This is a genomic window from Rhizobium sp. LjRoot98, assembly GCF_964252935.1.
Taxonomy (GTDB): domain Bacteria; phylum Pseudomonadota; class Alphaproteobacteria; order Rhizobiales; family Rhizobiaceae; genus Pararhizobium.
Genome location: NZ_CAXUPW020000001.1, coordinates 170705 through 191411, shown reverse-complemented (window position 1 = coordinate 191411; position 20707 = coordinate 170705). Strand labels below are relative to the sequence as shown.

General features: G+C 59.9%; 16 protein-coding genes. 5 read left to right on the top strand and 11 right to left on the bottom strand.

All coding sequences use genetic code 11. The features are described from left to right. Positions 1-4 precede the first annotated feature (4 nt). Together ppx and ACSQ3J_RS00915 are read left to right on the top strand one after the other, a co-directional pair. The gene (ppx, locus tag ACSQ3J_RS00920) at positions 5-1525 is read left to right on the top strand and encodes an exopolyphosphatase (protein WP_060502205.1); all 1521 of its coding nucleotides are present in this window, start codon (positions 5-7) and stop codon (positions 1523-1525) included. 89 nt (positions 1526-1614) lie between these two features. Further along, positions 1615-2673, top strand: coding sequence for a calcium-binding protein (locus ACSQ3J_RS00915; RefSeq protein WP_060502204.1), 1059 nt, complete (start codon positions 1615-1617; stop codon positions 2671-2673). Positions 2674-2754: 81 nt separating this feature from the next. Here the strand turns inward: ACSQ3J_RS00915 and ACSQ3J_RS00910 are convergent, their stop codons facing one another. The 3 genes from ACSQ3J_RS00910 to ACSQ3J_RS00900 form a co-directional block, all read right to left on the bottom strand. Continuing rightward, entirely contained in the window at positions 2755-4113 is a 1359-nt protein-coding gene (locus ACSQ3J_RS00910; protein ID WP_060502241.1) for an esterase-like activity of phytase family protein, read from the bottom strand. Between the two features lie 105 nt (positions 4114-4218). Further along, a complete protein-coding gene (locus ACSQ3J_RS00905) occupies positions 4219-5286 on the bottom strand; it encodes an adenylate/guanylate cyclase domain-containing protein (RefSeq protein WP_060502203.1) in 1068 nt (355 codons plus the stop codon). Positions 5287-5373: 87 nt separating this feature from the next. Next, positions 5374-6180, bottom strand: a complete 807-nt coding sequence (locus tag ACSQ3J_RS00900; RefSeq protein WP_060502240.1) for an AraC family transcriptional regulator — start codon at positions 6178-6180, stop codon at positions 5374-5376. Between the two features lie 100 nt (positions 6181-6280). Here ACSQ3J_RS00900 and ACSQ3J_RS00895 point away from each other — a divergent pair, with 100 nt between their 5' ends. Further along, complete coding sequence (locus tag ACSQ3J_RS00895) at positions 6281-6688, top strand: DUF2000 family protein (protein WP_060502202.1); 408 nt, start codon at positions 6281-6283, stop codon at positions 6686-6688. A 9-nt stretch (positions 6689-6697) separates the two neighbouring features. Here ACSQ3J_RS00895 and rnd read toward each other — a convergent pair whose 3' ends face one another. The 4 genes from rnd to ACSQ3J_RS00875 form a co-directional block, all read right to left on the bottom strand. After that, on the bottom strand, positions 6698-7843 hold the full coding sequence (gene rnd / locus ACSQ3J_RS00890; RefSeq protein WP_060502201.1) for a ribonuclease D: 1146 nt from the start codon (positions 7841-7843) through the stop codon (positions 6698-6700). Between the two features lie 86 nt (positions 7844-7929). Beyond that, positions 7930-9333 carry a multicopper oxidase family protein gene (locus tag ACSQ3J_RS00885; protein WP_060502200.1) on the bottom strand — a complete coding sequence of 468 codons (1404 nt, stop codon included), beginning with the start codon at positions 9331-9333 and terminating at the stop codon, positions 7930-7932. A gap of 95 nt (positions 9334-9428) precedes the next feature. Further along, a complete protein-coding gene (locus ACSQ3J_RS00880; RefSeq protein WP_037107441.1) occupies positions 9429-10661 on the bottom strand; it encodes an MFS transporter in 1233 nt (410 codons plus the stop codon). A gap of 149 nt (positions 10662-10810) precedes the next feature. After that, positions 10811-11761: a GGDEF domain-containing protein gene (locus ACSQ3J_RS00875; protein ID WP_060502199.1), complete on the bottom strand. Its 951-nt coding sequence runs from the start codon at positions 11759-11761 to the stop codon at positions 10811-10813. A gap of 304 nt (positions 11762-12065) precedes the next feature. On the opposite strand from ACSQ3J_RS00875, the gene aspS reads away from it, so the two are divergent. Then, entirely contained in the window at positions 12066-13859 is a 1794-nt protein-coding gene (aspS, locus tag ACSQ3J_RS00870; protein WP_060502198.1) for an aspartate--tRNA ligase, read from the top strand. A 60-nt stretch (positions 13860-13919) separates the two neighbouring features. On the opposite strand, the gene ACSQ3J_RS00865 is transcribed toward aspS, so the two are convergent. Together ACSQ3J_RS00865 and ACSQ3J_RS00860 are read right to left on the bottom strand one after the other, a co-directional pair. Next, a complete protein-coding gene (locus tag ACSQ3J_RS00865) occupies positions 13920-14282 on the bottom strand; it encodes a hypothetical protein (protein WP_060502239.1) in 363 nt (120 codons plus the stop codon). A gap of 511 nt (positions 14283-14793) precedes the next feature. Continuing rightward, positions 14794-15987: a hypothetical protein gene (locus tag ACSQ3J_RS00860; protein ID WP_060502197.1), complete on the bottom strand. Its 1194-nt coding sequence runs from the start codon at positions 15985-15987 to the stop codon at positions 14794-14796. Between the two features lie 409 nt (positions 15988-16396). On the opposite strand from ACSQ3J_RS00860, the gene parC reads away from it, so the two are divergent. After that, entirely contained in the window at positions 16397-18673 is a 2277-nt protein-coding gene (parC, locus tag ACSQ3J_RS00855) for a DNA topoisomerase IV subunit A (protein ID WP_060502196.1), read from the top strand. Between the two features lie 289 nt (positions 18674-18962). Here the strand turns inward: parC and ACSQ3J_RS00850 are convergent, their stop codons facing one another. Beyond that, entirely contained in the window at positions 18963-19868 is a 906-nt protein-coding gene (locus ACSQ3J_RS00850) for a DMT family transporter (protein ID WP_060502195.1), read from the bottom strand. Positions 19869-19895: 27 nt separating this feature from the next. Continuing rightward, positions 19896-20642 carry an arginyltransferase gene (locus ACSQ3J_RS00845; protein WP_060502194.1) on the bottom strand — a complete coding sequence of 249 codons (747 nt, stop codon included), beginning with the start codon at positions 20640-20642 and terminating at the stop codon, positions 19896-19898. Between the last annotated feature and the right edge of the window lie 65 nt (positions 20643-20707).

The following is a 20707-nucleotide window of genomic DNA, read 5'->3' as shown; positions in this document are numbered from 1 at the left end:
TTGCATGGTAGAGTCTGAAGCCCAGGGGCGTTTGCCTGGTATTGCCCCCGTCTCCGTCGTGGACATTGGGTCGAACTCGATTCGATTGGTGATCTATGAGGGGCTGAGCCGGTCTCCGGCCATTCTGTTCAACGAAAAAGTCATGTGCGGTCTCGGCAAGGGCATTGATGCGACCGGCCGGATGGACGCTGAAAGCGTCGAGCGGGCGCTGAAGGCGCTGCATCGGTTTAGGGCATTGTCGACGCAGGCGCGCGCCTCCACGGTTTTCGTGCTGGCGACGGCTGCCGCGCGCGATGCCTCGAATGGTCCTGATTTCATCCGCAGGGCCGAGATTATCCTTGGTCAGAAAGTCCGTGTGTTGACCGGCGAGGAAGAAGCCTATTTCTCCGCCCTCGGCATCATCAGTGGCTATCACGACCCGGACGGCGTTGTCGGCGACTTCGGTGGCGGTTCACTGGAGCTCGTCGATGTCTTCGGCCCCAAGGTCGGCAAGGGCATCACCCTGCCGCTTGGCGGTATCCGTCTGTCGGAGCATGCAGAGGGATCGGTGGTCAAGGCCCGCAGCCACGTGCGCCGCTACGTAAAGGGCGCCCAGGTTCTGCAGAACACCAGCGGCCGTACATTCTACGCGGTTGGCGGTACCTGGCGGGCGATCGCCAAGCTGCATATGGAACTGCGCAATTATCCGCTGCACATGATGCAGGGCTATGAAATCTCCTTTGACGAAGCCATGGCCTTTCTGCCCGAGGTGATTGAGCCGAAGGATATGAAGTCGCCGGCTTATTCGCATATTTCGAAAAGCCGCCGTGTGCTTCTGCCGTTCGGCGCTGTTGCCCTGCAGGAAGTCATCGCCCAGATGAGGCCGTCGGTGATTTCATTTTCGGCGCTTGGTGTTCGCGAAGGTTATCTCTATTCACTTTTGTCCGACACCGTGCGGGCGCACGATCCGCTGCTGGCTGCCGCGCGCGAAATTGCCATCCTGCGGGCCCGCTCGCCTGAACATGCCCGCGAGCTGGCCGACTGGAGCGGCAAGATGGTGCCGCATTTCGGGATCGCTGAGACTGAGGAAGAGGGGCGTTACCGTCAGGCTGCCTGCCTGCTTGCCGATATCAGCTGGCGCGCCCATCCGGATTATCGCGGCCTGCAGGCGATCAACATCATCGCCCACAGCACCTTTTCCGGCATCACCCATGCAGGCCGCGCCTATGTCGCCCTTGCCAATTATTATCGTTTCGAGGGCCTGAACGACGACGGCGCAACCGAGCCGTTGGCCGCGATCGCCACGCCGCGTCTGCTGGAACTCGCCAAGCTTCTCGGTGGCCTTCTGAGGGTGGTCTATCTGCTGTCGGCGTCCATGCCGGGCGTCGTGCGCAATCTCGATATCCGGCCATCCGCTTCGCCAGACCTCGATCTGGAATTCATCGTTCCATCCGCCTACTCGGAATTTGCCGGCGAACGGCTCGATGGCCGCCTGCAGCAACTTGCCAAGCTGACAGGCAAGCGGATTGCATTCCGGTTCGAGTAATATTCGCGTTGTAATTGCAAGCGCCGCCTGTATATTTTCTCCGCTGTGGAGCGGTTTTCCGTTTTTGGAAAGCGTGATGGAGGAAGTTGATGGCGACGTTTAGTTATGCGGACTTCGGCGGTAGCGTCGATATGTTGGCGACGAGTACTGCAGGTCTTTTCGACTATGATTTCTCACAGATTTCCCCCACACACATCAAAGTCTACGATAACGCTTCGTATTACACCTCCTTTATCGGTACGGGCTTCAAAGGTACGTCGAGTTTCGGACGGCTTACCGACATAACGGCTGGAACGCTGACCGGGATCAAGGTCGTGGTCGGCGGCAAGGATGCATTGACGGTCACCGGCCTCAAACTCTCAGCCGCCAAGGTGGCCGATACGATTTTTGCCGGTAATGATGCAGCATTCATCGATCTGGTTCTGTCGGGCAACGATGTGATCAATGGCACGAAATATTCGGATGGTCTCGTCGGCGGCCGCGGCAACGATACGTTGAACGGGAATGGTGGCGACGACAACCTGATGGGTGGTGCCGGTGCCGATAAACTTGTGGGTGGAACGGGCAAGGACACGGCCTATTACTTTGCAGCGGCAAGCGGCGTGACCGCCAATCTCGCGAAGAGTTCTGTCAACACGGGTGAAGCAAGAGGCGATACCTATTCGTCCATCGAGAATCTGGTCGGATCCCGTTTCGCCGACAAGCTCACTGGCGATAGTGGCATCAATGTCCTGGCGGGTGCAGGAGGAAATGATGTTCTCGATGGTGCTGCCGGCAACGACAGAATTTATGGCGATGCAGGCGCGGACAAGCTGACCGGCGGTTCGGGCAAGGACACATTTGTGTTCCGTGTAGCCTCCGACTCGACATTATCGGCCGCTGGCCGTGACACGATCCTTGATTTTTCCGGCGCAGGCGGCGACAGGATCGATCTGTCGGCGATCGACGCCAATAGCAATACTGCCAAGAACGACGCCTTCACCTATATCGGCACTCAAGAATTTCACGGCAAGGCGGGTGAATTGCGCTATGTCAAACAGGGCTCGGAGACCTTCGTCTACGGCGATATCAATGGCGACAAGACGGCAGATTTCGCCATCCGTTTTGACGACGTGCTGACGTTGTCGAAGGGCTATTTTATCCTCTGAGGCAGGTTTGCCCATCTGAGTGAGGCGCGAAAGGCCCCGCAATTGATTTTGCGGGGCCTTCGTCTGTCGCAGATGGTGATTTTACTTGGCGTTCAGGAGTTCACCCACTTCGAGCAGCACGAACTCGTTGTCGTCGGCCTTGTCGAGCAAGCGGCCGGCCGAGAACGGCAGGTTGTTGTCGTTGCCGACGATGATGTGGGTGTCATCGACGCGATCGACGTTCTCGATGGTGACGAACGGCATGTCGTAAAAACCTTCGCCGCCGCCCTGACGCTTCTTGTTGTCGGGATCGGCGATCTTCAGGAGGTCGATATAGCCGATCTTGCGCACGGCCTTGCCGGCGTTTTCGTCGGTCATCTCGATCTTGTAGATGCGCTTGACCTTGGAACCGACGGCAAAGCAATCGGCTGCCGGTGCTTTCGGATCGGCGCAGGCCTTGTCGACGGTACCTGCTCCGTTGTCACGCTCGATCACCAGCGCAGTTGTGTCGTCGAGCATGTTGAAATCGCCGATCGCCTCGCCGCCTTCAGCCAGCGGATAGAGCCAGCTGCGGCCGGTCCAGGCCTTCGACGCGACATCGAGTTCGATGATGCGCAATGCCGGGCGGCCTTCGGCCTGTTCCACGGTTTCAGCGTCGGTCCAGAGCGGACCTTCGAGCAGGCCGTATAGCTTGCTGCCGTCCTTCGACATGGCAAGGCCCTCGTAGCCGCCGGAGCGCTTGACGTTGAGTGCAGGCATCGGCTTGGACGGATCGGCCTGAACGGCGAGCGTCGGGTTGTCGGGTGACATGACGGCCTTGCCGTCAACGGTGGTGGCGATGACGTCGGTCAGCTTGCCGTCGAGGTCGAATTTCAGGATGTAAGGCCCGAATTCTTCGCCAACCCAGAAACCGTCGGCGACCGGCTGGATCGATTCGACGTCGAAATCGGCGCCGGTCAGGTAACGCTTTTCGGCGCCTTCCATGACGATCGGGAAGGGAGCCTTCTTGTCGGGATCGGAAAGAAACAGGGTCTTTACGGCTTCGACCTTGCCGGCATCCCAGTCGATCTTGATGTTGTGCAGCATCAGCATCGCGTCGGAGGAGTTCAGCTTCGAGCCGAAACCGTTGTCGGACATGCTCCAGAAGGTGCCATCAGGCATGGTCTTGATGCCGGAAAAACCCTGCATCGGCTGGCCGTCGAAGGGCAGCGACAGACCGGTGAGGCGCACACCATCCTTGCCGGGAACGGTGCCGAGCGCCTCGGTGCGCTTGCGATCTGCAGTGGTGAACTTGCCCGATGTCTTCAGGTAGTCGGCCGCATCCGCAGGCGCTGCAATGATCGTGTTGGCCGGCAGAATGGCGTGGGCGGCGAGCTTGGCCGGGAAGACGGTGTCTTCGGCAAGAGCGGCCGATGTCATCAGAAGGTTGAAAGCCACGGAAGCGAAGAGAGCGTTTTTCATCATATCCCCATTGAGCGGTTGGTCGAGGCGTACCGCTTAGCAGGGCATTGATGTCGGCGAATTGACGGCTGGATGAAGCTTTGGTGACGGCTGAGGAACGAGCCGTTACTCCGCTGGAACGCGCAGATCGAACGCGGGCGCCATTTCAAGTTTTTCCTGTTGTCTCAAGGCCATGACGCCCAGTGTTTGACCACGGCCCTTGACGGCGTGATCACCGAGATCCTCGACTTCAATTGTCGCCGGCAGCCGGATCCGCTGGGCGAGTTCGGTTGAAATCAGCACCTGCCGGCCCAGCGACTTGCACAAGGATTCCAGCCGCGCGGTGGTATTCACCGTATCGCCGAAGAAGGTGATCTTGTGATGATCGACGCCGATTTCGGCGGTGATGATAAAGCCGCCGTGCAGGGCGGCGCGCAGCCGCGGGACCTGGCCGAAATTCTTGCGCCAGGTGGCTGCATTGGCTTCGATATCATCGAGGATATCGAAGATGCAGCGAACACAGCGCGCAAATTTGACGCCGCGTTCCAGCGGCCATGTGACGATCGCGGCATCGCCGACATAGTCATCGATCGCGCCCCGGTGACGCCGGACCGGTTCGGCAAACGTGGCAAATAGGGCCTTCAAAAACTCCTGCGCCCGCAGGTCGCCATGCTTCTCGGCAAAGGATGTGGAATCGGCAAGGTCGATGAACAGGAAGACGCGCTCCTCCTTCACCGGCCGGCGGTAGCGGCTGATCAACATGCTGGTGAAAACATCGCGCCCGAGCAGGTCACGGACACGCAGGATGAAGACGATCAGCGCGCAGACGGCCAGCGCATAGAGGAAGACGTGGAACGGCATGACAAGGACGTCTGCCAGTGATCTCGGCTCGATAAATTTCAGCGCCCACATCAACAGAGCTGCTGCAGCATAACCGGCGCTCATCAGTATTTCATAGATCACCAACGCCACGGCGATGTAGGCGATTGTGGGAAGCCGCTCGATCCGCCGGTACAGTGGGCGCAACAAGATCCGCCGCTCGAAGGCAATCATGGGCACGCCCATGAACACGGCGAAGACCGCGCCGATGATCATCGGCTCACCCGGAAAGGCGATCAGGCCGTAAATGACACCGCTCAAAGCCATGCCAAGCGTGATCAGCAACCAGTTCTCTGTCGGGGATATTTCTCTCATGAATCAGCTCCGCTCCCCCGGGCTTGCAGGCATTGTTCCATTTGAGCAGGTCGGGTCAAGCAATTTCGTGTAACGGTTTGTGGCGCTTCATGTCCGGCCGCACAGGCTCGCCCAGCGGCCGGGTGTCATTCCGTGGGTCTTCTTGAAATGCCGGGTGAAATGCGCCTGATCGGCAAAGCCGGTATCGAGCGCGATCTCGACGAGGCTTTTGCCGTTGCCGATCATTGCCCGTGCCCGCTCGAGCCTACGCATCACCAGGTACCGATGCGGGCTGGTGCCAAGGGCCGCGCGGAATTGCCGGGCAAGGGTGAACCGGTCGAGGCCGGTGATGGCCTCGAGCTCATCGGAGTTCACCTGGCGATCGGAATGCGCCTGCAGAAAGTCGCAGGCCCGGCGGATGGCAGTCTGGTCCGCCCGTTTCATCCGCGCCTTGCCGCCACCATCCGAATGCCGCAGCAGGGCGTCGGCAATGCCGGTCAGCATCTCGTCCAGCTGCAGCCCGCCGATGGCACCATCCAGATCGTGCATCACCCCCGCCAGATGGGCAGCAAAGGTGCGGTCGGCGATGACGGGTGAGGGCACGAAGGGCAGGCCGCGCGGCGTGTCGCCGAGCGCCTCTGCCAGCATTTCCGGCGGCAGGTACATCATCCGGTAGCGCAGCCCCTCGTCGGTTCCGGCCCCGCCATCATGCAGTTCGTCGGGGTGGAGCACGATGATGTTGCCAGGCTGGCTGTAGCGGACCATGCCGCGATAGCGGAAGGCCTGCACGCCTTGCAGCGTTAAGCCGAGCGCATAGGTGTCGTGGCGATGCGGTTCGAAGGCGTTGCCATGGAAATGCGCCTCGATTCGCTCGATGCCGCCGGAGACGGGAGCGACCTTTATGCTGTCGGACATCGCCGATGTGCACGAACGTTCAAGATCGCCCTTGCCGGCGCAGGCTAAGGAGGCCCCGGACGTTTCAAGCGTCCTGTTCCCAAGAGTGGAGTTGGCATTCATGTTCGATACCAAATTTGCAATCGTGCTGCGCGAGGACCTGGCCGTCTGGCAAAAGCTGAACGTCACCGCGTTCCTGACCAGTGGCATCATTGCCGAAAAGCCCGGCATTATCGGCGAAGTTTACCGCGATGCCGATGGCAACGTCTATAACCCGCTGAGTATTCAGCCGGTCATCGTGCTCTCCGCCGACGAAAAGACCATGAGCACCATTCATCGCCGGGCGCTGGAGCGCGAAGTGAAAACCTCGCTCTATGTCGAGGAAATGTTTTCGACCGGCCATGATGCGGCAAATCGTGAGGTGTTTTCCCAGTTCGGACCGGACGATGCCAAAGTTGTCGGCATTGCGCTACACGCCGACAAGAAGATCGCCGACAAGATCACCAAGGGGGCAAGGATGCACCCCTGATAAAATTGCTTAAAGCTCGACGGCTTCGATCTTGCGATCGACGAAGCGCAGGGCGACTTCGCCGTTGATCAGCTTCAGCGCGGTGTCGCCGAACAGCTCGCGCCGCCAGCCCTTCAGGGCGCCGACATCGGCCTTCGGGCCTTCCGAGGCGATCCGCTCCAGATCGTCGCTGTTGGCGATGATCTTGGCGGCAACACCTTGCTTTTCGGCGATCAGCTTCAGCAGAACCTTCAGCATTTCACCGGCGGCCTGCGCGCCTTCCGGCGCCTGGTTCTGGCGCGGCAGCTTCGGCATCTCGGCCTTCGGCAGTTCGAGGGCGGCACTGACCGCCTCAAGGATTGCGGTGCCTGCCGCCGACCGTTCCCAGCCCTTGGGGATGGTGCGCAGGCGCGAGAGTGCCTCGACGTCCTTTGGCTGCTGCTGGGCGATCTCGTAGAGGCCGTCGTCCTTGAGGATGCGGCCGCGCGGAACGTTGCGGTTGCGCGCTTCGCGCTCGCGCCAGGCGGCAACCTTCTGCAGGACAGCAAGCTCGATCGGCTTTTTCAACCGCATCTTCAGGCGCTGCCAGGCATCGTCCGGATGGATGTCGTAGGTTTCCTTGGCCTCGAGAATGGCCATTTCCTCTGTCAGCCACAGCGAGCGGCCTTCGCGCTCAAGCTCGGCCTTCAGGTGCAGGTAGACATCGCGCAGATGGGTGACGTCGGCCAGTGCATAGTCGAGCTGCTTTTCCGTCAGCGGCCGGCGGCTCCAGTCGGTAAAGCGCGATGATTTGTCGATATGGACGTTCTTGATCCGGCTGACGAGCTGGTCGTAGGAAACGCTGTCTCCGAAGCCACAGACCATCGCGGCAACCTGCGTGTCGAAGATCGGGTGCGGGATCAACTTGCCGAGATTGTAGATGATTTCGATGTCTTGGCGGGCCGCATGGAACACCTTGACGACATTCGTATTGGCCATCAGTTCGAAGAATGGCGCAAGATCGATATCCTTGGCCATCGGATCGACGATGACGGCAATGTCCGGCCCGGCCATCTGGATCAGGCACAACTGTGGCCAGAAGGTCGTTTCGCGGAGAAATTCCGTATCGATCGTCAGGTATTCCCCGCTGGCCAGCGTTTCGCAGGCGGCGGCAAGTTCGGCGGTTGTCTCGATCATCAAACTTCAATCACTGTGGCGGAAATGCGGCCGTTAAAAACTCACCCGATGTATCCCTTCGCGCCCGGTGCCACAACGAAAAAAGCTCAGACGACGCGGAAATATCCCGACATGCCGGTCTTCTGGTGCTCGATGATATGGCAATGGAGCAGCCAGTCGCCGGGATTGTCGGCGACGAGACCGAGTTCAGCCTGTTCATCCGGCAGAAGCAGGATCGTGTCCGTCGGTGGCGGCAGGATCGTACGCTTGTTGGAATTGAGAATTCGGAAGCTCAGTCCGTGCAGGTGGATCGGGTGTGCATGCGGGGTACGGTTGCGAACCTGCAGCACATAGCTTTTGCCGAGCTTCAGCTCGGAAACCGGTGCGCCCGGATCCGGCGTATCGCCCTGCCACGGCACCTTGTTGATCGCCCAGAATGTATATCCAATGGTGCCGCAAATGCTTGGAACCGGTGCATGTTCAGCCGTTGCGGTGAAATCGAGCGGGATGCGGGTCGCCGTTGACAGATCGGCTTCGGCAATCGGATTGGAGGGCAACGGTTTTACGTCGCGGATATCGCGTTTCAGCGAAGCGCCGGTCGCACGCAGCGTGGCAATCGTGAAGGGGTTGGAGCCACGGAGATTGCCGAGCCTGACCTTAGCGCCTTCGTCGTCCGGCATGCGCACGACGAGTTCAACACGCTGGCCGGGACCGAAATCGAGGAGATCGAGCGGGTAGGGCGCGTCGACCGGATTGCCGTCGAGCGCCATGACCAGGGCTGGCGCACCTTCTGCGGCAAGCGAATAGATGCGCGTTACGTCCGTGTCTGCGATCCGGATACGGACAAGGCCGCCGGCCGGCGCATCGTAGCTCGGCGCCTGCTCCCAGTTGGCGGTACGCACGGTGCCGTAGGTGCCGCCGCGTGCGGCATCGCGCGGCTTGAAGGGTGCGATGAACGCACCGCCGGTGCCGAGCCGCCAGTCGCGTAGGTTGAGCACGATCTCGGCATCGAACACCGGATCGGCCGGATCCTCGACGACGATGACGCCGGTCAGCCCGTGGCCCATCTGTGTCAGCGTGTTGCAATGCGGATGATACCAGAAGGTGCCGGCATCCGGCGGCGTGAAGGCATAGTCGAAGCCGTCGCCGGGATAGACGTAAGGCTGGGTCATCTCCGGTACGCCGTCCATGGCGTTGACGATGCGCAGGCCGTGCCAGTGGACCGTTGTCGGTTCGTCCAGCGCATTCACCAGCCGGGCGGCGAAGGGCTGGCCCTTCTTCATGCGGATCACCGGCGGCATGCCGGTGGACGGCGCTTCGCCTGTTCCGTAGGTCATGATTTTCGGCGTGATGCCGTCGCTGGCAATCTGTGCCTCGGTGAATTGCGCCTTGAGCAGCAACGGTGCCGGGGCGGCAATGCCGTTGCGCGCCGCAAGTCCGCCGCCGACGGCGAATGAGGCAGCGGCCGCAGCCGATCCTTTCAGAAGTGTACGGCGGCTGATAATCGGCATGGACAGGATTCCGGAGATTGAGATGTCCCGGTTTAAACTTGATGAAGGCATTCATCAATTGGCATTTGCGCGCATCTTGCCGCAGCCCGCAGGTTCTATTTCTTGTCGCCGGGCTTTGCCGCCAGCTTGTTGAAGAAAGAGGAGGTGCGCAAGAGATTGCGAAACCGCATGGAGCGCTCGCCGGTTGGCACGGCGCGCCGGGCGGTCATGCGCTGCAGCGTGTAGAGCATGAAGGCCGCCAGCACCGCCGCGGTATAGATGAACAGCGCCTGCGGCCCGAAAATGTCCAGCATGAAAGAGGCAAACAGTGGGCCGATGATGGCGCCGCAGGACCAGAAGAACAGCATGCCGGCCGAGACCAGCGCGTGCTGCCCCTCCGCGGCATGGTCGTTGGCATGGGCCGAACAGAGCGAGTAAAGCGGCATGGCGAAGGCGCCGAAGATGAAGATACCGATGAAGTTCAGCCATTCGTCGCTACCGGCATAAAAGGCAAGAAAAAGCCCGGCCAGCAGCGAGCCGAAGGTGGCGAACAGGATGATCAGTCGCCGGTCCAGCCGGTCGGAATAGAGGCCGAGCGGATATTGCAGCACCACGCCGCCGATGATGCCGACGCTCATGAATGTGGCAATCGCCGTGATCGACAGGCCGATGCCCTCGGCATAGATCGGTCCAAGCGAGCGGAAGGTCGAATTGGTAAGGCCAACGACGATGCAGCCGATCGTGGCAAGCGGCGAGATGTTCCAGAGCGCCTTGATATCGAACTTGATCGCTTCCGGCGCACCGGGGCTGGAGCGGTCGGCAAAGGAGATCGGCACCAGCGACAGGGTGAGCGCCATCGACACGATGGCAAACAGCTGGAAGCCCTCGATCCCGACGGTAGGGATCAGGTATTGGGCCGCTGTCACCGAGCCGAGATCGACCAGGCGGTAGATCGACAATGTGCGGGCGCGGTTGGAATTGGTCACGCGGGCATTCAGCCAGCTTTCGACGGTGGCAAAGAGGCTGGCAAAACAGATGCCGGCAATCAGCCGCATCAGGAACCAGAACCACGGATCGATCAAAAGCACCATGGCCAGTGAAGCGGCCGACGCAATTGCCGCCATGGCTGAAAATGTGCGGATATGGCCGATCGAGCGCAGGATGCGCGTCACATAGATGCAGCCGATAGCAAAACCGATATTATAGCCGGTGCCGACGAGGCCGATCAGCGAGGTCGAAAACCCCTCCTGCAGGGCGCGCAGTGAAATATAGGTCCCCTGAAGCCCGTTGCCGCCGATCAGGATGCCGGCCGTGATGAGGAGGGGGATGAGGGGACGAAGCTGCGACATCGAAGAAAAATCCGGATTTCGGCGGCGACTCGGATGCATTTTGAGCACCGAATACGCTTGTAGCTGCCTCTCTGGGGCGAAGACAGCATGGATTCACCGATTTTCCCTGCCGGATCGGAATTTTGGGAAAACAGAACGAGGCGTTCACATCAGGCAGCTGTCAACCGGTCACGCCCTGCACGTTTTGACTGGTAGAGGCCGTCGTCCGCGCGCTTGAGGAGATCGTCGCAGGTCTTGTCCGCGCGGGAAAATTCGCTGAGACCGCCGCTGATCGTGATGGACAGGTTCAGCGTCCGTGTCAGTTCGGATGAAATGCGCTGGCGCAGACGATCGGCGACCAGATGGCCGTGGTCACGCCGCATCGACGGCATCAGGATGACAAATTCATCGCCGCCGATCCTTGCCGCAAAATCGCTACCCCGCAGAACCTCCTTGCAGGCGTTGGCGATTAGCACGAGGACCTGGTCTCCGGCCGGATGACCGTAGACGTCATTGATATGCTTGAAGTTGTCGACGTCGAACATCAAGGCGGCGGTGGGATGATGGTCCTGCCGGAACAGTTCGAAGCGGCTGTCGAGAACATCCATCAGTTTGCGCCGGTTGAAAAGTCCCGTCAGGGCATCGGTTTCGCTCTGCAGGCGCAACCGGGTCTCGATGGCGTTCTTCTCGGTGATGTTGCTGGCAACCCAGACCACCGCATCCTCTCCGTCGACCGGAAAATCGAGCGCCTGAATGCGTCCTTCAAACCAGATGGGATGGCTTGGTCCGGTGTCCTGCAAGCCTTTCACATCGCTGCCCGCCAGGCTGTATTCGACGATGTGAAGAACCCTGGAATCAAGTGCATGCCGGATTTCCCCGGCGAACCATTCGGCCTTGTCTTCATTGAGAACGTCAAACACCGTCTGTCCGACAAGGGAACTGCCGTCGTGGTAATACCGGTGGTCCGATCCACCGAATAGCGCCGCATAGCGGCCGCTGCGGGTCAGGATGAAGGCGGGGTCCGGTAAGGCGGACAGGATGAACGTGAGTTGCTCGCGGGAGAAAAGCGTGCCGCTTTCCTTCTGTGTGACCAAAGAGAGAAGGCTCGGTGAGGCACTCATGAATCCTGCTTCCAACGCTCGTCGTTCATTGCATTGCCGGGCATCGTGTTTGCGATGCATCGTATCGCTTGAATGTGATGGTAGTCTGAAATTCCTTCGAAACACTCAACGCAGAGCAATTGCCGGCGAGGTTACTACCTGCCGTTCTGACGCCGTTTATGGGGCAAGCAGTTCTTTGCATAGGACAGCTGAGTTGTCCCGGCCTTGACAAATCGGCCCCACCATGCGCTTTTCCGCCCGATTTTGACGCTGCCGCAGCGCGCTTTGGCGTGGCCGCGCGGCCCCTCGGTTCCAGGATATTATCATGCATCGTTACCGCAGCCACACTTGTGCCGCTCTCCGCAAATCCGATGTCGGCCAGACCGTCCGCATCTCCGGCTGGGTCCACCGTGTCCGCGACCATGGCGGCCTGCTGTTTATCGATCTTCGCGATCATTACGGCATGACGCAGATCGTCGTCGATCCCGACTCACCGGCCTTCAAGGCGGCCGAGACGGTGCGCGGTGAGTGGGTTATCCGCATCGACGGCACCGTCAAGGCGCGCTCGGACGAGACCGTCAACAAGCAGATGGCGACCGGCGAGATCGAACTCTACGCACATGAGATCGAAGTGCTCTCCGCTGCCAAGGAATTGCCGCTGCCGGTGTTCGGCGAGCCGGACTATCCGGAAGACATCCGTCTCAAGTACCGCTTCCTCGACTTGCGTCGCGAAACGCTGCACAAGAACATCGTCAAGCGTTCGCAGATCATTTCCGACATGCGCCTGCGCATGAACTCGGCCGGTTTTGCCGAATATTCGACACCGATCCTGACGGCCTCGTCGCCGGAAGGCGCCCGCGACTTCCTGGTGCCGAGCCGTATTCATCCCGGTACGTTCTTCGCGCTGCCGCAGGCGCCGCAGCAGTACAAGCAGCTCCTGATGGTGGCCGGTTTCGACCGCTACTTCCAGATCGCACCGTGCTTCCGCGATGAAGACCCGCGCGCCGATCGCCTGCCGGGCGAATTCTACCAGCTCGACTTGGAAATGAGCTTCGTTACCCAGGAAGATGTCTGGGACACGATGGCGCCGATCATGACCGGCGTGTTCGAGCAGTTTGCCGAAGGCAAGCCGGTTACCAAGGAATGGCCGCGTATTCCGTATGATCAGGCGATCCGCAAATACGGCTCCGACAAGCCGGACCTGCGTAACCCAATCGAGATGCAGGCCGTCACGGAGCATTTCGCCGGTTCCGGCTTCAAGGTATTCGCCGGCATGATCGAACGCGATCCGAAGGTCGAGGTCTGGGCAATCCCGGCCAAGACCGGTGGTTCGCGCGCGTTCTGCGACCGCATGAATGCCTGGGCGCAGTCGACCGGCCAGCCGGGCCTCGGCTATATCTTCTGGCGCAAGGAAGAAGACGGCACGACTGCCGGCTCCGGTCCGCTTGCCAAGAACATCGGCGAGGAACGCACCGAGGCGCTGCGCACGCAGCTCGGCCTCGAAGCGGGCGATGCCTGCTTCTTCGTCGCCGGCGATCCGGCAAAATTCTACAAGTTCGCAGGCGAAGCCCGCACCAAGGCCGGCGAGGACCTGAATCTCGTCGACCGCGACCGGTTCGAACTGTGCTGGATCATCGACTTCCCGTTCTACGAATGGAGCGAGGAAGACAAGAAGGTCGACTTCGCCCACAACCCGTTCTCGATGCCGCAGGGCGGTCTGGAGGCCCTGCAGACGCAGGACCCGCTGACGATCAAGGCCTATCAGTATGACGCAGTCTGCAACGGCTTCGAAATCGCCTCGGGCTCGATCCGTAACCAGTCGCCGGAATTGATGGTCAAGGCATTCGAGCTGGTGGGCTTGAGCCAGACGGACGTTGAAGAGCGTTTCGGCGGTATGTACCGTGCGTTCCAGTATGGTGCGCCTCCGCATGGCGGCTGCGCCTTCGGTATCGACCGTGTGGTCATGCTGCTGCTCGGCGCCAAGAACCTGCGCGAGATCACGCTGTTCCCGATGAACCAGCAAGCGCAGGACCTGCTGATGAACGCACCGGCCCCGGCCATGCCGAAGCAGCTTGCGGAACTGTCGCTGCGCGTCATCCCGCCGCTCAAGAAGGACTGAGCGAAAGCATCTGTCATTATCAAACCCCGGCGGAAACGCCGGGGTTTTTTGTTGCGCTTCTTACCAGGCGTCGGGTTGGCGAACCATGTGAACGACATTGGCGGGATTCATGATCCAGCCGCCCTGGAATTCCTCGCCGAGATCCTCGATCTGATCGCAGCGAATGGCGCCGCCGTCCTCAAGCCGGGCCAGCGCACCGCGATGATCTTGCGCAAACAGTTCAAGCCAGACCTCCGCCTGGGTGAAATTCGGCGCTTCATCGATCCACAGCCGGTTCGGTCCGAGAAGAAAGCCGACTGCCGGCGCCTTTTCCTCGAAAGGTTCCAGCCCGACGACATCGCGATAGAAGGCGATGACCGCATCATATTGGTGCGAGGGAACTTTCATGGCGATGTTCAAGCCACCTTGGATTTTGACTGACATGGAGAGCCACCTTTCCTGGACATTGGGTTTGTTGCACTGCGGCGTGATCATTCGCTCGGAAGGCATGTTCTCCCAGCCGATCCTGCCGCCAAAGAAATTATGTTATAAAAATATAACATGTCAAGCAGCCAGGGCAGAACCGTAATTTTCTGGGCGTTGGCCGACGGCATGCGCCGGCGTTTGCTGGACGCCGTGAAGGGCGTGCGCAGATAAGCGGCTCGCTTTATGGGGCGGGGAGGGAGAGGCGGCGTCGTAAGACGCGCTGTAAGACGCAGGTCTGGTGATTGCCTCCGCGAGGCGCGCAAATATGCGAAGCGGCTGAGTGCGCTTTCCACTTGCCGCTCTGCTGTTTTGGAAGCGGAAGTCAGGGGAGAGCATGCGCAACGTAAGCTTGGCCAGATCCGTGGCCTTGCTCTCGCTTATCCATATTCCGGAATAGTGCGATTCATACAAAAGAGCCCCGGCCATCCCTTGAGATGGCCGGGGCTCTTTGTTGTCTAAACGTCGATCATCAATCGTTCGCGGTGACCTTGACGCCAAGCACGCTCGGGACCGTGTTCGGAGCGCCCATGGCGGCACCTATGATCATCGGGAATGGAACCGGATTGGCCGGTTCGGCCGCAATCGTCAGGCTCTTCGGCGCATCCAGATAAGCGTTGACGGCGCTCGAGACCTGGTTCTGCAGCTCCGGAACGTTGAGCTGCGCCATCATCAATGGCACCATGCCCTTCAGCGACTGCGCCAGCTGATCGCCGGACACGCCCTGCTGCGAACCGATGTAGTCGAGCACGCGCTTGGTGATCGTTGCGTCATCGAAGCGGATCGACGCGCTGTTGAATGTCAGCTGCTGGATGAGGCCCATCATCGACAGGCCCATAGCCTGGTTCGCTTCTTCCTTGTTCGGGTTGGTTTCCACGGCCTTCATGGCTTCCTGAACGGACTTCATGAAGTCCAGGGTATAGCCGGAAACATCAAAGGCGATCGCGAGGCGGCCGACATTGGCGAAGTCGAAGGCATATTCCTCAAGCGAGACATTGCCTGTAGCCACTTCCCAGCTGCCCTTGATCGTCATCTCGCCGGCAAGGGTCTTCAAGCCAAGCTTTTCGATCGCGTCCTTGGACTTGGCATCCTCGACGTCGGACAGGTCAGCCTTGATGCCGGACATCGTGGCGTCGAAATCGAAACCGGCATCGCTTTCCTGCTTCGTCAGGTTGGCTTCCGATTCTTCCATCGAAAATACCTGCTTGCCCTTGGCGGTGACCGTCACCGGACCGGTGCCTGCGGTTTCGTAGAGAACGATATCGTTGATCGTGCCGCCGGTGGGATTGCCGGGAATGCTGAGGCCACCGATGGTGATGTCCTTGGCGGAGATCGCGGTTTCGTCTTCCTTGACGTCGACATCCGGCAGCGTGACGGTTTCGGCATAATAGCCGCCACCTTCGGTTTCCTCGACACCCTCGAGTGTCACCTCGCCGATCTTGAAATCCTTGCCGGGGGCGGCCGTCGATTTGACGCTGACGCCGGTCAGCGTCACGGTCGTGCCGTCCACAGCAACGTTCTCATAAGCGACAGTCGCACCGTTGAGCGCATAGGCTGCGTTCAGCTTGGTGACGAGGTCCGCGCCGTCGAGCGCGAAGGCCGGACCGGAAAGGCCAATAAACGCGGCGCTGGCAAGCATCAGACGGAGGTTGCGGGTAGGCATCATAGAGTGGTTCCTTGTTGTAAAGGTCTAATTTCGAAGGCATTTCTAATACGGATTAAGGCCGAAATATATTCGAATTGCTTCGCTACGTCATGTTTCATGCCGTTGTCTATTTTTGGGATGAAAATAGTTCGAGGGAGCCCCGATTTCCGTAGAAAGACGCACTTTCCGGATGGGTGGGAGGCGCAGAAGGCCCCTCGATTTTGCAAAAACACTCAAAATTAAGCCTGATTGCAGAAACGTTTTGAAAGCCTGAGTCGGCGATTGTCGCGCAGGCCGCCGTCCTGATGTCATTGGAGGCGTTCGCGGTCCCGTATGTTGATGTTACACATGGTGTTGCCGTGCAGGGTTCTCCACAGCGCAATCCCCTGCAATCCTTGCCGTTCAGGGTTTGTTGCGGTAGCAAGAAACCATGGGACAGAGCCTTTTGCCGCCGTCGGGCGGAGACGATCATATTCAGCCGGTTGACCTCAAGGCAGCGCTGGAAGAGCGCTATCTTGCCTATGCGTTGTCGACCATCATGCACCGGGCGCTGCCGGACGTGCGCGACGGCCTGAAACCGGTGCACCGCCGCATCGTTCATGCGATGAGCGAAATGGGGCTGCGCTCCAACTCCTCGTTCAAGAAATGCGCCCGTATCGTCGGCGATGTCATCGGTAAATTCCACCCGCATGGCGACCAGTCGGTCTACGATGCGCTGGTGCGGCTGGCACAGGATTTCTCGCAGCGTTATCCGATCGTCGATGGCCAGGGCAACTTCGGCAACATCGATGGCGATAGCGCGGCTGCCTATCGATACACCGAAGCCCGCATGACCGATGTGGCGAGCCTTCTGCTCGAAGGCATCGACCAGGACGCGGTGGATTTCCGGCCGACCTATAACGAGGAAGATCAGGAACCGGTCGTGATGCCCGGCGCTTTCCCGAACCTTCTGGCAAACGGCGCTTCCGGCATCGCCGTCGGCATGGCGACCTCGATCCCGCCGCACAACGCCCACGAACTCTGCGATGCGGCGCTGCACCTGATCAAGAACCCGGCTGCGACGATCGAGGAGCTGATGCTCGATCCGAACAACCCGGAGCGCGGCGGCATCGAAGGCCCGGATCTTCCGACCGGCGGCATCATCATCGACAGCCGCGAAAGCATCATCGAGGCTTACAAGACTGGCCGCGGCGGTTTTCGCGTTCGCGCCAAATGGGAGGTCGAGGATACCGGCCGTGGCGGCTATCAGATCGTCGTCACCGAAATTCCTTTCCAGGTGCAGAAGTCGCGGCTGATCGAAAAGATCGCCGAACTGCTGCTTGCCCGAAAACTGCCGCTGCTCGAAGACGTGCGCGACGAATCGGCCGAGGACGTGCGCCTCGTTCTGGTGCCGAAGAGCCGCTCGGTCGATCCGACGATCCTGATGGAATCGCTGTTCAAGCTGTCGGAATTGGAAAATCGTATTCCACTCAATATGAACGTGCTCTCCATGGGCCGCGTTCCGAAGGTCATGGCGCTGAACGAGGTTCTGCTCGAATGGCTGGATCATCGCCGTGAAGTTTTGCAGCGCCGCTCGCGCTTCCGGCTGGCCGCCATCGACCGCCGCCTGGAAATCCTTGGCGGTTATCTGGTTGCCTATCTCAATCTCGACGAGGTGATCCGTATCATCCGCGAGGAGGATGAGCCCAAGCCCGCCCTGATGGAGCGCTTCACGCTCACCGATCTGCAGGCCGAATCGATCCTTAACATGCGCCTACGTTCGCTGCGCAAGCTGGAAGAGTTCGAGATCCGCACCGAATTCGATTCCCTGTCGAAGGAGAAGGCGGAAATCGAGGCGCTGCTGGCGTCGGACGAAAAGCAGTGGCAGACGGTTGCCTGGGAAATTGGCGAGGTGAAGAAGAAATTCGCCAAGGCCACCGAAATCGGCCGCCGCCGCACGCTGTTCTCGAATGCCCCGGAAGCCGATCTGGAAGCCATCCAGCAGGCGATGATCGAGAAGGAACCGATCACCGTCGTCATCTCTGAAAAGGGCTGGATCCGCGCGCTGAAGGGGCACATCTCGGATGTCTCGACGCTGCAGTTCAAGGAGGGCGATGGGCTGAAGCTGTCGTTCCCGGCCTCGACCACCGACCGCATCCTTGTCGTCACCACTGGCGGCAAGGCTTACACGCTGGGCGGCGACAAGTTGCCGGGCGGGCGCGGCCATGGCGAACCGCTGCGCATCATCGTCGACATGGAAAACGATCAGGACGTGCTGACCGCCTTCGTTCACGACCCGGCGCGAAAACTGCTGATCTCGTCTGCGGCCGGCAATGGTTTCGTGGTGCTGGAAGGCGATATGGCCGCCAACACCCGCAAGGGCAAGCAGATCATGAACGTCGCCATGCCGGACGAGGCCAAGCTGGTCATTCCGGTCAAGGGCGATCATGTCGCCATCGTCGGCGAAAACCGCAAAATGCTGGTCTTCCCCCTGGTGCAGATCCCGGAAATGGGCCGCGGCAAGGGTGTGCGCCTGCAGCGCTACAAGGATGGCGGCGTTTCCGACATTCGCAGCTTCGCCATCGCCGACGGCTTGACTTGGGCCGACAGCGCCGGCCGCAGCTTTACCAAGACCAAGGACGAACTGGCCGAATGGCTGGGCGACCGTGCCACCGCTGGCAGGGTGGTGCCGAAGGGCTTTCCGCGGAGCGGCAAGTTTACGGGGTGATGGCTTCCGGAGGCGGCAAGTTTGCTTAAAGCAATCCTGTATTTGTCTCCTCCGGCTTTGCTTCCAATTGACTTCCGATGTCAGTCCCGGCTGCCGGAAGAATAATTACGCCGTCGGTGATTGAAGAGAAAGTTTATCGCCTGCTTTCCAATCAAACTTCGCCAGCATTCTCTTAGGGAGGATACCCCCCTCTTCGGCGCCAATCTTTCGTATTTTTGACCTTCATGCCGAGGCTCAAATGTCCGTCGGCAATTATTGCACTACCATAAGTTAAGGGCAATCTTGACTTTCACCCGGTAAACGGAAACTCGTTCGACGCATCCACGGCCGATTTCTTCCGCATTTGCCAGACCGAATGCCCGACCAAGGCCAGAATCAGCACTGCGCCGCCGATCAGGGTCTGCGACGTCGGGACTTCCATGAAGACGATCCAGATCCACAGCGGCGCGAGGATGGTTTCGAGCAGGTAGAACATGCCCACTTCCGGCGCGGACAGATAGCGCGGGCCGGTGGCGAGGCAGAAGAAGGCGAGCGGGATCATGATCAGGCCGTCGAACATGATCCAGCCCGGATGGGCAATGGCAAGGCCTTCCGCTGGCGACAGAAGATAACCGATGATGGCGGGGAAGATGGCGGTTGCCAGCGGCACCAGCCCCATATCCTTACCGCTGGCGCGGCTGACGGTGATAGCGGAGGCGAGCATCAGGGCGGAACAGACCGCCATGGCGTCGCCGAAGAAATTACCGCTCTTCAAGCCATCCTGAACGATCAGCCCGACGCCACAGACCATGACGGCCATCGTCACCAGCGTCGCATTGGACGGGCGTTCTTTCAGGAAGACCCAGGAGAGGATGGCGGCAAACATCGATGTGAAGGCAACGATGAAGACGACATTGGCCGTTGCGGTATTGAAGACGGACAGAAGGAAGGTGAAGGAGCCGAGACCGTAGAACAGACCGGCGAGCAGCCCTGCCTTGCCGGGTACTAGGGCGATCTTGCGGCCGAGGAACTTGTTGAGAACCACCCACGCGACCAGCGCGACGGCGAAAGTGCAGAGGCTGCGGACCGCCAGCAGCGACCAGACTTCGCCATCGGCAGAGCGGATCAGAGGGATGTCGAAGGAGAGGGCAAGGCCGCCAATGCCGGTGATAAGAAGCCCGCGGCGGTGATGGGCGGCATCGATGGGTTCACTCAAGATTTCGTCCTGTCAGGTGGGGGCACTTTACCCTGTATAGCGCTCCCAGCCCTGGGCCATAAGGTGCTCCTGCGGCAGAAACTTTGTTTTATAGTCCATTTTGCGCGATCCCTTGACCCAATAGCCAAGATAGACGTGCGGCAAGCCCCGTTCCTTCACTTTGCGGATGTGATCGAGAATCATGAAGGTGCCGAGCGACCGGTCGGCGAGATCAGGATCGAAATAGGAATAAACCATCGACAGACCATCGCCCATCTTGTCGGTCAGTGCCGCCGAGATCAGCGGTCCCTTCGCCTTGCCGATTGTGTCGCCTTCGACCTTGAGCCGGTATTCGATGATCTTGGTGTTGACGTGGGTATCCTCGACCATCATCGCATAATCCAGCACCGACATGTCTGACATGCCGCCCTTCTGGTGGCGGTGGTCGAGATAGCGGCGAAACAGGCTGTATTGTTCGCTGGAGGGTTCCGCGGGATATTCCGTCGAAACCACGTCGCTGTTCAAAGCCAGGATACGCCGCATCGAGCGGGTGGGGGAGAATTCACCGGCGACAATGCGCACCGAAACACAGGCCCGGCAGCTTTCGCAGGCCGGCCGATAGGCGATATTCTGTGAGCGGCGGAACCCGCCCTGGGTGAGCAGATCGTTGAGTTCCGGGGCCCGTTCACCCACCATGTGGGTAAACACCTTCCGCTCCATCTCCTGCGGCAGATACGGGCAGGTTGCCGGTGCGGTCAGGTAAAATTGTGGAGACGGTGTAGTTTGCGTATTCATATGATGCGGAGATCGCTCTTCTTGGCCGCTTGGATAACATTAGCATGGCGCAAGATTAGAAAAGG